Origin of the sequence: Pantoea osteomyelitidis (genome assembly GCF_044342975.1) — a bacterium.
GTDB lineage: Bacteria > Pseudomonadota > Gammaproteobacteria > Enterobacterales > Enterobacteriaceae > Pantoea > Pantoea osteomyelitidis.
Window position 1 is genome coordinate 1,816,037 of record NZ_JBGFSN010000004.1, and the last position, 14,569, is coordinate 1,830,605.

14 protein-coding genes are annotated in these 14,569 nt (G+C 58.0%); 3 read left to right on the forward strand and 11 right to left on the reverse strand.

Annotated elements, in window-relative coordinates; all coding sequences use genetic code 11:
- Window positions 1-135 precede the first annotated feature (135 nt).
- Complete coding sequence (gene mnmC, locus ABU178_RS13475; RefSeq protein WP_397215616.1) at window positions 136-2,142, forward strand: bifunctional tRNA (5-methylaminomethyl-2-thiouridine)(34)-methyltransferase MnmD/FAD-dependent 5-carboxymethylaminomethyl-2-thiouridine(34) oxidoreductase MnmC; 2,007 nt, start codon at window positions 136-138, stop codon at window positions 2,140-2,142.
- 28 nt (window positions 2,143-2,170) lie between these two features.
- Here the strand turns inward: mnmC and ABU178_RS13480 are convergent, their stop codons facing one another.
- The 6 genes from ABU178_RS13480 to prmB all read right to left on the reverse strand — a co-directional run bounded on the left by ABU178_RS13480 (window position 2,171) and on the right by prmB (window position 6,788).
- Window positions 2,171-2,452, reverse strand: coding sequence for a YfcL family protein (locus tag ABU178_RS13480; protein ID WP_397215618.1), 282 nt, complete (start codon window positions 2,450-2,452; stop codon window positions 2,171-2,173).
- A gap of 31 nt (window positions 2,453-2,483) precedes the next feature.
- A complete protein-coding gene (locus tag ABU178_RS13485) occupies window positions 2,484-3,032 on the reverse strand; it encodes an elongation factor P hydroxylase (protein WP_397215619.1) in 549 nt (182 codons plus the stop codon).
- Window positions 3,033-3,096: 64 nt separating this feature from the next.
- A complete protein-coding gene (locus tag ABU178_RS13490; RefSeq protein WP_397215621.1) occupies window positions 3,097-3,894 on the reverse strand; it encodes a sulfite exporter TauE/SafE family protein in 798 nt (265 codons plus the stop codon).
- An 8-nt stretch (window positions 3,895-3,902) separates the two neighbouring features.
- On the reverse strand, window positions 3,903-4,727 hold the full coding sequence (mepA, locus tag ABU178_RS13495; protein ID WP_397215623.1) for a penicillin-insensitive murein endopeptidase: 825 nt from the start codon (window positions 4,725-4,727) through the stop codon (window positions 3,903-3,905).
- A gap of 4 nt (window positions 4,728-4,731) precedes the next feature.
- Window positions 4,732-5,817: a chorismate synthase gene (gene aroC / locus ABU178_RS13500; RefSeq protein WP_397215625.1), complete on the reverse strand. Its 1,086-nt coding sequence runs from the start codon at window positions 5,815-5,817 to the stop codon at window positions 4,732-4,734.
- A 38-nt stretch (window positions 5,818-5,855) separates the two neighbouring features.
- Complete coding sequence (gene prmB, locus ABU178_RS13505) at window positions 5,856-6,788, reverse strand: 50S ribosomal protein L3 N(5)-glutamine methyltransferase (RefSeq protein ID WP_397215627.1); 933 nt, start codon at window positions 6,786-6,788, stop codon at window positions 5,856-5,858.
- 162 nt (window positions 6,789-6,950) lie between these two features.
- Between prmB and smrB the strand changes: the two genes are divergently transcribed.
- Window positions 6,951-7,499, forward strand: a complete 549-nt coding sequence (gene smrB / locus ABU178_RS13510; RefSeq protein ID WP_397215629.1) for an endonuclease SmrB — start codon at window positions 6,951-6,953, stop codon at window positions 7,497-7,499.
- A gap of 35 nt (window positions 7,500-7,534) precedes the next feature.
- Here the strand turns inward: smrB and sixA are convergent, their stop codons facing one another.
- From sixA to ABU178_RS13530, 4 genes are all read right to left on the reverse strand, one after another.
- Window positions 7,535-8,017: a phosphohistidine phosphatase SixA gene (gene sixA / locus ABU178_RS13515; protein WP_397215631.1), complete on the reverse strand. Its 483-nt coding sequence runs from the start codon at window positions 8,015-8,017 to the stop codon at window positions 7,535-7,537.
- A 200-nt stretch (window positions 8,018-8,217) separates the two neighbouring features.
- Complete coding sequence (fadJ, locus tag ABU178_RS13520) at window positions 8,218-10,344, reverse strand: fatty acid oxidation complex subunit alpha FadJ (RefSeq protein ID WP_397215633.1); 2,127 nt, start codon at window positions 10,342-10,344, stop codon at window positions 8,218-8,220.
- On the reverse strand, window positions 10,341-11,654 hold the full coding sequence (gene fadI / locus ABU178_RS13525; protein WP_397215635.1) for an acetyl-CoA C-acyltransferase FadI: 1,314 nt from the start codon (window positions 11,652-11,654) through the stop codon (window positions 10,341-10,343). Before fadI ends, fadJ begins: the two co-directional genes overlap by 4 nt.
- A 160-nt stretch (window positions 11,655-11,814) precedes the next feature.
- A complete protein-coding gene (locus tag ABU178_RS13530; protein ID WP_397215637.1) occupies window positions 11,815-12,111 on the reverse strand; it encodes a YfcZ/YiiS family protein in 297 nt (98 codons plus the stop codon).
- 355 nt (window positions 12,112-12,466) lie between these two features.
- Between ABU178_RS13530 and fadL the strand changes: the two genes are divergently transcribed.
- Window positions 12,467-13,741 carry a long-chain fatty acid transporter FadL gene (fadL, locus tag ABU178_RS13535; RefSeq protein WP_397215639.1) on the forward strand — a complete coding sequence of 425 codons (1,275 nt, stop codon included), beginning with the start codon at window positions 12,467-12,469 and terminating at the stop codon, window positions 13,739-13,741.
- Window positions 13,742-13,804: 63 nt separating this feature from the next.
- Here fadL and mlaA read toward each other — a convergent pair whose 3' ends face one another.
- The gene (gene mlaA, locus ABU178_RS13540) at window positions 13,805-14,569 is read right to left on the reverse strand and encodes a phospholipid-binding lipoprotein MlaA (protein ID WP_397215807.1); all 765 of its coding nucleotides are present in this window, start codon (window positions 14,567-14,569) and stop codon (window positions 13,805-13,807) included.

Here is a 14,569-nt window from a genome sequence, read left to right on the forward strand (position 1 = left end):
TCTTTTGATTGAGGAGCACTCTAGCTTACACTTGTACGCCGAACAAGTCCGATCAGCCATTTCCTTTTGTAAATTTGCGTCATGTCACGGCGATGGTTAAAATCGCGCTACCGCCTGATGAGTGAGCCTTTCCCTGTGAAGTTGACCCCGGTTGAACATGCAAAGCTGAGCTGGAATGAACAGGGTACACCTGTTTCCCGAGCTTTTGATGACGTCTATTTCTCCAACGATAATGGCCTGGAAGAGACGCGCTATGTGTTCCTTGGCGGCAACGATCTTCCGGCGCGTTTCGCCCGCCACGATCGCGACTTATTTATCGCAGCGGAAACCGGCTTCGGCACCGGCCTGAATTTTCTCGCCCTGTGGCAGGCATTCGATCGCTTTCGCACGCAGCAGCCGCAGGCAGTGCTTAAGCGTCTGCACTTTATCAGCTGCGAAAAATTTCCTCTGACGCAGGCCGATCTCAGCGCCGCGCATGCCCACTGGCCGGAGCTGGCGGAATACGCCAGTCAGCTTCAGCAGCAGTGGCCCGCCGCCCTGCCCGGCTGTCAGCGCCTGCTGTTCGATCAGGGCCGTATTACGCTGGACCTCTGGTTTGGCGATATTAACCAGCTTATCGGGAGTTTTGATGACAGCCTGCAACGTCAGGTTGATGCCTGGTTTCTCGACGGCTTTGCACCGGCCAAAAATCCCGATATGTGGACGCCGGAGCTGTTCAGCGCCATGGCGCAAATGGCGCGACCTGGCGGCAGCCTTGCTACCTTTACCGCGGCGGGCTTTGTGCGGCGCGGCTTGCAGCAGGCGGGTTTTCACGTCAGCAAACGCAAAGGTTTCGGCCACAAGCGGGAGATGCTCTGCGGCAGCCTGAACGATGCGCCGTCACTGCCTGCCACGACGCCCTGGTACGCCCGGCCAGCGGCGGGCAGTAACGAGATTGCATTAATCGGTGGCGGTGTCGCCAGCGCAACCCTGGCGCTGGCGCTGCTGCGGCGTGGCTGGCGCGTAACGCTCTATTGCGCCGATGCGGCTCCGGCCCTTGGCGCTTCCGGCAACCGTCAGGGGGCGCTCTATCCGTTGCTCAATCAGCACGATCCGGCGCTGGCGCAGTTTTTCCCCGCCGCCTTCAGCTTTGCCCGCCGTCTGTACGATAATTTGCCGCTGCACTTTGAGCACCAGTGGAGCGGCGTGTTGCAGCTCGGCTGGGATGCCAAAAGCGCTGAGAAGATCGATCAGATGCTGAGCATGGGATTGCCTGAGGCGATTGCTCACGGCGTGGATTGCGTTCAGGCCGAAGCGCTGGCAGGGGTTGCCCTCGGCAGCGGCGGCATTTTTTATCCCGAAGGCGGCTGGCTGTCGCCGGCGGAGCTTACCGCGTCAATGCTGACGCTGGCGGAAGAAAAAGGATTACGCATCCACTGGCTGCATGCGTTAACCGATCTGCAGCAAACCGATGCGGGCTGGGAACTGCATTTTTCTGCACGGCAGCCGGTGCGTCATCAGCAGGTGGTGCTGGCGACAGGCCATCGTTCAGGCGACTTTAGCCAGAGCGCCAGACTGCCGATCTATGCGGTGGCGGGTCAGGTAAGCCATGTGCCCTCCTGCGGCGGCCTGGCGGCGCTGAAAACGGTGCTCTGCTACGATGGCTATCTTACGCCGGTCAGCCCGCAGTTCAGCTCACACTGTATCGGTGCCAGCTACCATCGCGGCGATACGGATACCCATTATCGTGCTGAGGATCAGCAGGAGAATCGCGATCGCCTGCTGCGCTGCCTGCCGGACGTGGAATGGCCGCACGATGTCGATGTCAGCGCGGGCGAGGCGCGCATGGGCGTTCGCTGCGCCACGCGCGATCATCTGGCTATGGCGGGCAGCGTGCCGGATTATGACGCCACGCTGGCGCAGTATGCGGATCTTTCCCGACAGCGAACCCAGGCGGAGACGATTGCCGCCGCGCCGGTCTGGCCGGGACTTTATCTGCTGGGCGCGCTCGGTTCGCGCGGACTGTGCAGCGCGCCGCTGGCGGCAGAAGTATTAGCGGCGCAGTTGGCGGGCGAGCCTCAGCCGCTGGATGCCGCCACGCTGGCTGCGCTGAATCCGAATCGTTACTGGGTGAGAAAACTGCTGAAGGGGAAAGCGGTATAAGCAGCAAGGGCGGCGAACCGCCCTGCCATCAGGCGGACTGACGCGCCTGTAAAAACAGATTGTCCCACATGCCGATTACCAGCGCCTGATCGCGCGGCGAAAGCTCACCGGCAGCGATGGCATTTTGCAGGCTGTTGGTTACCTGGATCTGTAGCGCTTCCGGCGTATGCTCGCCGGAATGCTCAATCTCCGCGACGGCTAACGTGAGGTGACCACGCAGATAACCGCTGGCAAACAGCTCATCATCGCTGGCGTGGTCAACCATATCGTCAATCAGGGCCAGAATACGCGCTTCAAATTCTGCGATCATCTCAATTCCTCTTTCGTCATCATCACGCCGTTCAACACAGATCTTCCGGCCAGGGAAAATGTGTCGCCGTCAACGGCGGCGTGCCATAAAATTTACCCAGTTCCTCAATAAAACGCGCTGGCCGTGCGGGGATCCCGTTCGCCAGATAGGACATAACCTGAGCGTGAACCTTGCGCTGAAAGCCGATGCGATCCGGTTCACAATCCCCGTCGAGATTGTCACAACTTACGTTGAAGGGAAAGCCCGCCCCAACACAAAACATCCATTCCAGCGCCTGAGGCTTGACTTCTACCGCTTCGAACTGGCTCTGCGTCAGGGCATCACGGCCATCCGGACAGTACCAGTAGCCGAAATCCACCTGCTTGCGCCGCTCCGCGCCCGCAATGCACCAGTGCGAAATTTCGTGCAACGCGCTGGCGTAAAAGCCGTGAGCAAACACCACCCGGTTCCAGGGCGATTCCTCATCAGCCGGAAGATAAATGGGTTCATCATCGCCTTTAATCAGGCGGGTCTGAAAATCATCGCTGAAGCAGCGATCGAACAGCGTAATCAGCTGTTGGTAATGATGCGTAGTGGTCATGGTATCTTCATGCAAAAAAACTGGTGCCATTGTGACATCAGGCACCCGGAGTGACGAGTTAGGGTTACAGGCTGGCGAACCAGGCCAGAATTTCGCTGCCGTGGCTGTCCCACAGCAGTTTGGCGCTCATTACCGCCGAGACGATCACCACCATGGGTCGAATTAACTTCTGACCCCGGCTCAGCACCAGTCTTGCCCCCAGTCGCGCGCCGCAAAAGGCGCCGACCATCATGATTAAGCCGGTTGCCCAGACCACTTTGCCGCCGAACATAAAGAACAGCAGGCTGCTGAAGTTGGAGGTGAAGTTCAGTATCTTGGCGTGCGCCGTGGATTTCGCCAGGTTGTAGCCGCACAGGGTGACGAACGCGAGCGCATAGAAAGAGCCGGCGCCGGGGCCAAAAAAGCCGTCGTAAAAGCCGACGCAGCCGCCGCCCAGCAGGGCGAACGGCAAACCGTGCAGGCGTCGCGCGCGATCCTCCTCGCCGAGGCGCGGCATCAGCAAAAACCACAGGCCGATGGCGATCAGCAGCAGCGGCAGCACCTGACGCAGCATATCCGCCTGCAAATGTTGAATCAGCAGCGTGCCGAGAATCGCGCCGATAAAGGTCATGGCGATGTTCAGCCTCTGCTCGCTCAGCTTTACCGCGCCACGGCGAATAAAATAAAGGCTGGCGGAAAAAGAGCCGCCGACCGACTGTAGCTTATTAGTGGCCAGCGCCTGCGCGGGCGACAGACCGGCGGCCAGCAGCGACGGCACGGTAAGCAACCCGCCGCCGCCAGCGATAGAGTCGATAAAGGCGGCCAGCATCGCCACAAAAAACAACAGTCCGACAACCAGCGGACTGACAACGAACCAATCCATGTGATCCCTTAGAGTAAATGTTTATCCAGCAGCGCCTGACAGGATGGCGGCAGCGGAGGCGGCTCGCGTTTAACCGGCGCACCGGCGCCCGGTTTTTTCGGCGCAAACCAGCTTTCCAACTCGGCGCCGCAGCCGTCGCCCGGCGGTGGCGGCGCTTGATCCTGACATTCCAGGCTCTCCGGCGGGCAGCGCAGACGCACATGCATATGGGCGCGATGGGCAAACCACGGACGCACCTTGCGCAGCCAGTCGCGATCGGCCCCGGCATCCACGCAAAGCTGCTTTTTAATCGCCGGATTAACAAAGATGCGCGAGACCTGATCATCTTTCGCCGCCAGCTTGATCAGGCTGACGATCTGCGGCTGCCAGTGGCGTGCCAGCACGCTTTTGCCGTCAGCGGCCACCAGGTCGAGCGGCTGCGGCTTCAGCAGTTGCTGCGTCGACCAGCGGCTTTTCGGCAGTTGCAGCCAGATATCGACATCGAGACCGGTTTGATGGCTGGCGTGACCGCTGTTAAAGCGCCCGCCCGCCGCCATACCCATATCGCCGATCAGTACCTGGCCCAGCTGTAAATTATTGGCCTGGGTGCTGAGACGCTGGATAAACAGGATCAGGTCGGGATGGCCGAAATAGCGGCGCTGATCCGTTCGCATCACCTGGTAGTCCGGCGAACTGAGCGGCAGCGGCTCTGCGCCCACGATACAGCCATTGGCAAAGCCGCCAATCGACTGAGGCGTGCCGCTAATCGGATGACGAATGCTCTGCCAGGGCGTGGCTGCCAGGGCAGCGGCGCTGAACAACAGCGCCGCGACGGTGAGTAAAGCGCGCTTCATAACATCACCAGCGTGGCACGGTGGAAACCACATCGGCGCACTGGGCGCGATGACGCAGCAGATGATCCATCAGCACGATCGCCATCATCGCCTCGGCGATCGGCACCGCGCGGATCCCTACGCAGGGATCATGACGGCCTTTGGTGATCATCTCCACTTCTTCGCCCTGACGCGTAATGGTTTTACCCGGCACCGTGATGCTGGAGGTCGGTTTCATCGCCAGATTGGCGCTGATAACCTGACCGCTGCTGATGCCGCCGAGAATGCCGCCGGCATGGTTGCTCTGGAAACCGCTGGCGCGGATCTCATCACGATGCTCGCTGCCGCGCTGATTCACCACCGCAAAGCCGTCACCGATTTCCACGCCTTTCACCGCATTGATGCTCATCAGCGCATGGGCCAGATCGGCGTCAAGGCGATCGAACACCGGCTCGCCGAGGCCCGGCGGCACATTTTCCGCCATCACCGTGACTTTGGCGCCAATGGAGTCGCCCTCTTTCTTCAGGTTACGCATCAGCTCATCCAGCGCCTCCAGCCGGGATGCATCCGGGCAGAAAAACGGGTTCTGCTCAACGATGCTCCAGTCCTTGAGTTCGCAGGCAACGTCGCCGATCTGGGCCAGATAACCGCGAACCTGGATGTTATGCTTTATCTGCAAATATTTTTTGGCAATCGCCCCCGCCGCGACGCGCATCGCGGTTTCACGCGCGGAAGAGCGCCCGCCGCCGCGATAATCGCGCAGGCCATATTTTTGCTCATAGGTGTAATCAGCATGGCCGGGGCGGAACAGATCTTTGATGGCGCCGTAATCCTGCGAGCGCTGATCGGTGTTTTCAATCAACAGGCCGATGGTGGTCCCGGTGGTAACGCCTTCGAAAACGCCGGAAAGGATTTTTACCTGGTCCGGTTCGCGGCGCTGCGTGGTATAGCGCGAGGTGCCGGGGCGACGACGATCAAGGTCGTGCTGAATATCAGCTTCGGTCAGTGGAATGCCCGGCGGCACGCCATCAACAATGCATCCCAGCGCAATACCGTGGGACTCGCCAAAGGTGGTTACTCGAAAAAGTTGCCCGATACTGTTTCCGGCCATGGTGGTTCCTTGTTGCGGGGCGATCAGTCGCCCGTCAATCAATCTTTGTAGAAAGAGAAATGATGCTGCGCATCAACGATCTGCTGGCGCGTCAGCATAAAGACGCCGTCACCGCCGTTGTCAAACTCCAGCCAGGTAAAGGGCACGTCGGGATACTGCTCCATCATGTGCACCATGCTGTTGCCCACTTCGCAAATCAGCACGCCCTGCTCGCTCATGTAGTTCGGCGCGCAGGCGAGGATACGGCGCACCAGCTTCAGGCCATCGCTGCCCGCCGCCAGCCCCAGCGCAGGCTCGTGGCGATATTCGCCCGGCAGATCGTCCATATCTTCCGCGTCCACGTAGGGCGGATTGGTGACGATCAGGTCATATTTCACCGCAGGTAGTTCGCGGAACAGGTCGGCGCGAATAGGCGTCACCTGATGAATTAAGCCATGCTCTTCGATGTTCTGCTCGGCAACGGCCAGCGCATCAGTGGAGATATCTACCGCATCCACTTCCGCTTCCGGGAAGGCGTAAGCACAGGCAATGGCGATGCAGCCGCTGCCGGTGCACATGTCAAGAATGTGACGCGGCGCGCTGTCGATCAGACCGGCAAAGCAGTTGTCGATCAGCTCGCCAATCGGCGAGCGCGGCACCAGCACGCGTTCATCGACATAAAACTCATGGCCGCAGAACCAGGCTTTGTTGGTGAGATAGGCGACCGGGATACGCTCGTTGACGCGGCGAATCACGCGCTCAACGATGCGGTGGCGTTCGCTGGAGGTAAGACGCGCGTTGCGCATATCTTCCGGGATATCGAGCGGCAGCCAGAGCGTGGGCAGTACCAGTTGAACCGCTTCGTCCCAGGGATTATCCGTGCCGTGACCGTACCAGATACCGGCCGCAGAGAAGCGGCTGACGGTCCAGCGCAGCATATCCTGAATGGTGTGCAGTTCATTGACTGCCTCATCGACGAAAATTTTGTCCACGTAGCCCTCCGCAGGCCATTTGCTGAATCGGCCGATAGTTTGCCATGAAGCCGGGCAGAATTCAGCGCAGCAGCGTGAAAAAGCTGACTTTTGTTTACGCTTAAGGTTAAGGTAACGCCACCGGCTGGGATGCAGCCTTATTCTGGTAACAATGACGATCCAATGAGTAAAAAAGATCCGCTTAGCAGCGATGATAAAGCGCTTTTCCGCCAGTTGATGACGGGGACGCGCAAGCTGAAACATGACACCATCGTGCATAAGAAAGGGGTAAAAACGCGGGAACTGCCGTTAAAACGTCTGCTTTCGGAGCAGGCTGATAACAGCCACTATTTTTCCGATGAGTTTCAGCCGTTGTTATCTACCGAGGGTCCGGTGCGCTATGTACGCAGCGACGTCAGTCATTACGAGCTGAAAAAATTGCGGCGCGGCGATTATACGCCAGAGATTTTTCTCGACCTGCACGGCTTAACGCAGCAGCAGGCCAAGCAGGAGCTGGGTGCGCTGATCGCCGCCTGTCGTCGCGAGCATCTGTTTTGCGCCAGCGTGATGACCGGCCACGGCAAGCATATTCTCAAGCAGCAAACGCCGCTCTGGCTGGCGCAGCATCCGCACGTGATGGCTTTTCATCAGGCGCCAAAAATGTTTGGCGGCGACGCGGCGCTGTTGGTATTGATTGAAGTGGAAGAGTGGCAACCGCCTGAGTTGCCTTAAGAAGGGATTGGGCCGGTCATTCGGCCCAGCGCCGATTACATCGCTTTTGCCAGTTTGGAAGGACTTACCTGCCATTCCAGCTTGCCTTCGCAGTTGTCGGCATCGAAATTGATGCAGGCAATGGCGGAGGTAGCAAACATCGGCGGCGCTTCCTGCGGGCAGAGTTCAGAAACCAGATAGCCGACCAACGGCAGATGAGAGATCACCAGTACCGATTTAACGCCCTCTTTGGCCAGCGTGTGCAGATAGCAGGCCACCAGTCCCGGATCGCCGCCTGGGGTAAGTTCCGGTAACACTTCCTGTTCTGCCGGTAGATTTAACGCTTCACGTACCGTCGCCAGTGTCTGCTCTGCACGCAGATAAGGGCTGACCAGTACACGTTCTATATCCAGTGCCTGGCCGTTTAGCCAGCTCGCCATCTGACGTGATTCATTGCAACCACAATGAGTAAGAGGTCTTACTGAATCACTTGCCGCTTCGAGAGCAGCATCGCCGTGACGCATGATAAAAACTTGCATAAAGCACCGCTGTTGATTAGAGATCGCCGACCAGCCTGCTGGTCGACTCTTCATTCTGCGAATGAACGCTGTGTTGTACCCCAACGCCTTAGCCCGGTCAACTGGTTGTTTAATAAATAAGCAGCTTCTCAGACTGCTTCCCGGTGACCCTCTGCGCGCCCCTTTTTCTAACCCGCTGAATCGCTGTGGCTATTCACTTTTTATGCAGAAATGTAAAATTTCTCCTGCATATCGGTGCGCCGCCGCAGCGCGTCGCAGGGAGTAAAACGGTCGCCCTGTTGCTGCATTAAATTACCTAATGTATTGACGATACTGGCAATACCCAATTGATCCATATAGCGGAACGGCCCGCCGACAAAAGGCGGAAAGCCGATGCCGAACACCGCGCCGATATCGCCGTCACGTGCTGAGCGAATCACGCCTTCCTCTAAACAGCGTGCCGCTTCATTCAGCATCATCATCACGCATCGCGTAGCAATCTGCTCACTGCTCTGCCGCGATTTTACCTCCAGTTTTAACAGACGATAGAGAGCGGGATCGGGCTTTTTCTTACCCCGCCAGCGCGACGAGGTATAAAGATAGAAACCTTTGCCATTTTTCCGCCCTTTGCGCCCGTCTTGTAAAACGGCCTCAAAAGCGGTGGGTGCTGCGAAACGATCGCCATACGCCTGTAGCAAAATCGGCGCGATTTTACTGCCGACATCGATGCCGACCTCATCAAGCAGCTGGATCGGGCCGACCGGGAAGCCAAACTTCACCAGCGCCTGGTCGATATGTTCAATCGGCTCCCCCTCCAGCAGGCAACGCATCGCTTCATTTATATAGGGAGTGAGAATACGGTTGACATAAAAGCCCGCGCGATCGGCCACCACAATCGGCGTCTTGCCCTGTTTGCGCGCCAGGGCTACGGTAGTGGCGATGGTTTCCGCTGAGGTGGCGGCATGGGGGATCACCTCTACCAGCGGCATTTTTTCCACCGGGCTGAAATAGTGCAGACCGATAATATTTTCCGGCCGCTGCGCACCGGCCGCGATCTCCGCAATCGACAGCGAAGAGGTATTCGAAGCGAAAATGGTCTGCGGCTGGCAATGCCGCTCTACGTCGCTCACCATTTGACGTTTCAGAGCGAGATCTTCAAATACCGCTTCAATCACCAGATCACGCCGGGCGAAGCCCTGATAGTCGGTGCCGCCGCTAATGCGCGCCATCTGCTGCTGACGCTGCGTGGGTTTGAGCTGATGTCGCTTCACCTTTTCACTCAGGCGATCCCAGCTGTGCTGCAACGCATGGTTCACGCCGCTCAGATTGACATCTTTGATACGCACCGGCAGCCCGGCATTCAGCGCCGTGACGCTGGCGATGCCGCCGCCCATCAGGCCGCCGCCCAGCACCCCTGGCGAGGCAATCTCACGCGGCTGCGCTTGCGCGCCGCTCTCTTTTTTCATCGCCGTAGTGGCAAAAAACAGGCTGCGCAGCGCGGCGGATTCCGGCGTCATCGCCAGCTCGCCAAAGGCGCGCGCCTCCGCGTCAAAGCCGCTGCGGCTGCCCTGCTCCACACCGATACGCACAACATCGATAAGGCGATCGGCGGCGGGATAATTGCCGTGAGTTTTGCGATTGGTCTGTTTCTTCGCGATGGCGAATAAGGCATGGCGTGCCAGCGGCGCCTGCATTAACTTTTCGCGCGTCGGCAACGTGCGCTGCGGCTTTTTCCCCTTCACGACCTGCTCAAGGGCGGTTTGCAACAGGATCGCCTGCGGCACCGCATCGTCTACCAGGCCCAGCCTGCGCGCCTGTCCGGCCCGCAGCGTTTTGCCGCTCAGCATCAACGTTAACGCCTGCGAGACGCCAATCAGACGCGGCAGACGCTGTGTGCCGCCGGTGCCGGGCAGCAGCCCCAGCTGCATTTCCGGCAGACCAAGCCGGGTTTTCTCATCCAGCGTACAGATGCGCACATCGCATGCCAGCGCCAGCTCCAGTCCGCCGCCAAGGCAGGCGCCATGAATCGCCGCCACGACCGGGAAAGGGAGTGCGGCGATGTTAGCCATCACCTCCTGTCCCTGACGCGACAGCGCCGTCGCCTCTTCGGCGCTGTGGCAGCGATCGATCATGCTGATATCCGCGCCGGCAATAAAATTGTCGGGCTTACCGGAGATGAGTACCAAACCCACAAGCTGGCTGTTGCGGCGCGCCTGGGTAATCACCTCCATCACCTGAGTGGCAAATTCCGCCTTCAGGGTATTCATCTTCTCGCCAGGCACATCAATGGTAATCACGCCGATATTATCGGGGCGCATCTGCAGATGAAAAGCGGTGGTTTGCGTCATGCTTCCACCTCCAGCACCATCGCCGCGCCCAATCCGCCTGCCGCACAGGCGGTCACCAGGCCAAGGCCGCCGCCGCGCCGTCGCAACTCATGCAGCGTTTGGGTAATCATGCGCGCGCCGGTCGCCGCGAAGGGATGGCCGTAGGCGATGGACCCGCCCAGCACGTTGAATTTTTCCTCATTCACTTCCCCCAACGCCTCAGGACGATTCAGCGTCTCGCGGGCGAAGCGCCTATCGTTAAACAGCTTCAGGTTACACAGGGTTTGTGCAGCAAAGGCTTCGTGCATATCGATGAGCGTGAGGTCATTCAGGGCAATCCCGGCCCGATCCAGCGCCAGCGGCGAGGCATAAGCGGGTCCCAACAGCATGTTCTGCCAGACATCAATGGCGGTGAAGGCGTAGCTGCGCAGATAGCCCAGCGGCGTGAAGCCCAGCGCGCGCGCGCGTGTCTCGCTCATCAGAATCAGCGCGGCAGCGCCGTCGGTAAGCGGCGTGCTGTTGGCTGCGGTAACGCTGCCATGATAGCGATCAAAAGCCGGGCGCAGACGTGCGTAATCCGCTGCAATGGAATTCATACGCACGTTATTATCCTGCTCAACCGCCGCTTTCCAGGGTGGTACAAACGCAGGCATCACTTCCTGCGCCAGCTTCCCTGATTGCCACGCCAGTGCTGCTCGCTGATGCGAGCGGTGCGCCAGCGCATCCTGCTGCTCCCGGCTGATATGCCAGCTTTTCGCCATCTGCTCGGCGGTATCGCCCATGCGCAGGCCGGTTGAGTATTCCGCTACCGCCGGCGGCACCGGCAACAGATCGCGCGGACGCAGGCGCTTCAGCACCTTGAGCTTACGGGAAAAACCACGGGCTTTATTGAGGTCCACCAGCGCGCGCGCCAGGGATTTCGTGACGCCAATCGGCAACACCGATGAGGAGTCAGCACCGCCAGCGATACCCGCCTGGATAGTGCCAGCCATCAGGCTTTCCGCCACGTTCGCCACCGCCTGAAAGCTGGTTGCGCAGGCGCGACTGACGCTGTACGCGTCGGTATGAACGCTCAGCCCACTGCTGAGCACAATTTCACGCGCGATATTAGGCGCTTCCGGCATCTGTACCACCTGACCAAATACCAGCTGTTCGATAACATCGACAGGCATTTCGCTACGCGCCATTAATTCACTGACCACCATCCGTCCCAGTTCCACGGCAGGAATGCCATGAAACGCGGTAGCCTGGCGGACAAACGGCGTACGTAAGCCATGGGTTATGGCGATGCGATCGCCCTGACGCGTCAGCAGCGGCTGCGCTTTACTCATTATTTTCACCTGTGAATCGGAACCTGGCGTCATTGCCAAAAGAGGTCAGACCTGATCCACAGTGTTAACCAGAAGCGCGGCGCTCGCCAACAGAGGAGAGGAAAATTGAGAATAAGCACACGAAACAAAAGAAAAAGGCCGCGCAACGGCGGCCCTGTGGTTAGCGTAATCCCAGCTGAAAAATCATCGCTTCCGCCTGACAGGCAAAGGTGAAATCAACATTCAGTTGTACGCCTTCGCTGGTTTCCACCCTACGCGCGTTAATGTTGCAGGGTTCCGATTCGACCTGACGCGCCTTTTCCGTCAGGCTCGCCAGCATTGCTTCGGCCTCATGATGGTTGGTAAACATTTGTGACCAGCTGGCAGCGCAATCGTTGTTATCGATAACCGTGCCGACATCGACGCAGCAGCAGGCAGCGGTTTCGTTAGCACTACGGTTTTTAAGGGCCTCAGTCATCTTTTTCTCCTGACGGTTTCCTGCAATGAATGTGCAAATTTCTGCTGGAAAGTGTACGCCCCTCGTACATTTATCGCTATGATTGCAGCGCTAAGTGACGAATATCACAATAAAATTTGATCCAAAACAAATCAGACGTTTTATGCTAAACCGGTCCCCCCCGCTTTTTGTTATGCAGATCTGATTTTATCGATCAATTAGGAAATATTTAAAAAACAATATTGCAACATGGACACAGGTCAGACCTATACTTGCCGCACTGGTCCGATCTCCAGGTTTCAGATCATCGCCTGGAATCCGCCGTCCTTGTTACGCGACGTAACAGATAAATAATAATTCACATGAGGTTGTGGTCATGAACCATAAAAACCTGTTTATAAAATCAGCCGTGGCGGCTGCAGTGGCGCTTGTTTCCTCTCAGGTTTATGCCGCTGGCTTTCAGCTTAATGAATTTTCATCAATCGGCCTGGGGCGCGCCTATTCAGGCGAAGGCGCCATGGGCGACACCGCTGCCTCAGCGAGCCGCAACCCGGCGACCATGGCGTTGATGGATCGTCCGATGTTCTCGATCGGCGCCGTGTTTATCGATGCGGATGTGGATATCAGCGGAACCAGCCCGAGCGGCAGAAGCCTGAGTGCCAATAATATTACCCCGACCGAATGGGTACCCAATATCCATTACGTCCATCCGATTAACGATCAATGGTGGATTGGCGCATCAGCCACAACCAACTACGGGCTGGCGACAGAATACAGCCATAATTACGCCGCCGGTCCCTATGCCGGTGAAACCGACCTGATGACCAGCAACCTCAATTTAAGTACCGCTTACCGCCTGAATGACCATTTCAGTTTCGGCGTGGGTTTTGATGCGGTCTATGCCCGTGCGAAAATCGAGCGCTATGCTGGCGAGACCTTTGCGCAATACCGTTTGCCTGCCGATACCCAAATCTCTTATCTGAAAGGCAATGAGTGGGGTTACGGCTGGAACGCCGGAATTCTGTATGAAGTGGATAAGAACAACCGCTTCGGTCTGAGCTATCGCTCTGAAGTTGATATCGATTTCAAAGGCGCCTATAAGAGTAGCCTGCCTTCTGCCCTGAATCCGGCGCTGCAATCCTCCGGCCTGTATGGCACCAACGGCAGCACAACGCCGGGTTATCTGACGCTGGATCTGCCTGAAATGTGGGAGCTGTCGGGCTGGCATAAAGTAGCGCCGCAGTGGGCGGTTCACTATAGCCTGACCTACACCAGCTGGAGCCAGTTCCAGGAGCTGAAAGCGACCGGCACCAGCGGCCAGACGCTGTTTCAGAAAGATGAAAGTTTCCGCGATGCGTACCGTATTGCGCTGGGCACCACTTATAACTATGACGATAACTGGACCTTCCGCACCGGTATCGCCTTTGATGACAGCCCGGTTCCGGCCGACAAGCGTTCTATCTCGATTCCTGACCAGGATCGTCTCTGGCTGAGCGCCGGCGCTTCCTATGCGTTTAACGATGCGGCCTCGGTGGATGTGGGGCTTTCTTATATGCACGGGCAGCACGTCACGGTAAAAGAAGGCCCATACACCTTTAATTCCGTCGGTAAAGCCTGGCTCTACGGCGCAAACTTTAACTACAAGTTCTGATGCCTTAACGCAGATAAACAAAAGGCGGCCCGCGGGCCGCCTTTTTGCTTTTAATAATGTCTGTTATTCGGCATCAATATCATTCAGATCGCCCTGAATCGCTTTCGCATTTGGATTTTCCTGCGGCTTCAGCTTGCCGCCGTTCGCCAGGAAATCGTTACGCTGGAAATAAGCGTTACGCACAAAGGCATAAGGATCGTTCTGCTGACGCAGGATCGCATCGGAGTCAAGCAGCTGCGCGCGCGTCTCAATACCTTCCAGCGCCCATTTGCCCGCCGACATCCACCAGGTTAGCCAGCCCAGCGGCGGATAAAGCAGATCGACGGTGTCGCCGCCCTCCTGACGTGGCGTAAAGCTGCCATAGCCCGGCACTTCCACATAAGGACCATAGCCGACGCCATAGTGGCCCAGCGTGCTGCCGAAGCCGTGCGACTCTTCACGCGCCAGCGCCGGGTTGGCTTTGCCCGCCACGTCGATCAAACCACCCAGCCCCAGCGTGGTGTTAAGGAAGAAGCGCGTAAAGTGAATCATCGCGCGACGCGGATCTCCTTCCAGAAAGTAGTTGACCATGCTGGAGGGTTCATCCAGGTTGCCCAGGAAATTACTCACTCCTGAGCGCGCCGGCGCAGGTAGATAATCACGCCATGCCACTGCGACGGGGCGTACAACATAAGGATCCAGTATGTTGTAATTAAAGTTGAACATGGTACGGTTAAAGCCTTCCAGCGGATCGCTGCGTTGCGGCGGCGCGTCGTTGTCAGGCTTAGAACTGGCACATCCCAGCAAAAGTAAACTGGCCAAAACCAGACCGGTCAGGCGGTAATACAT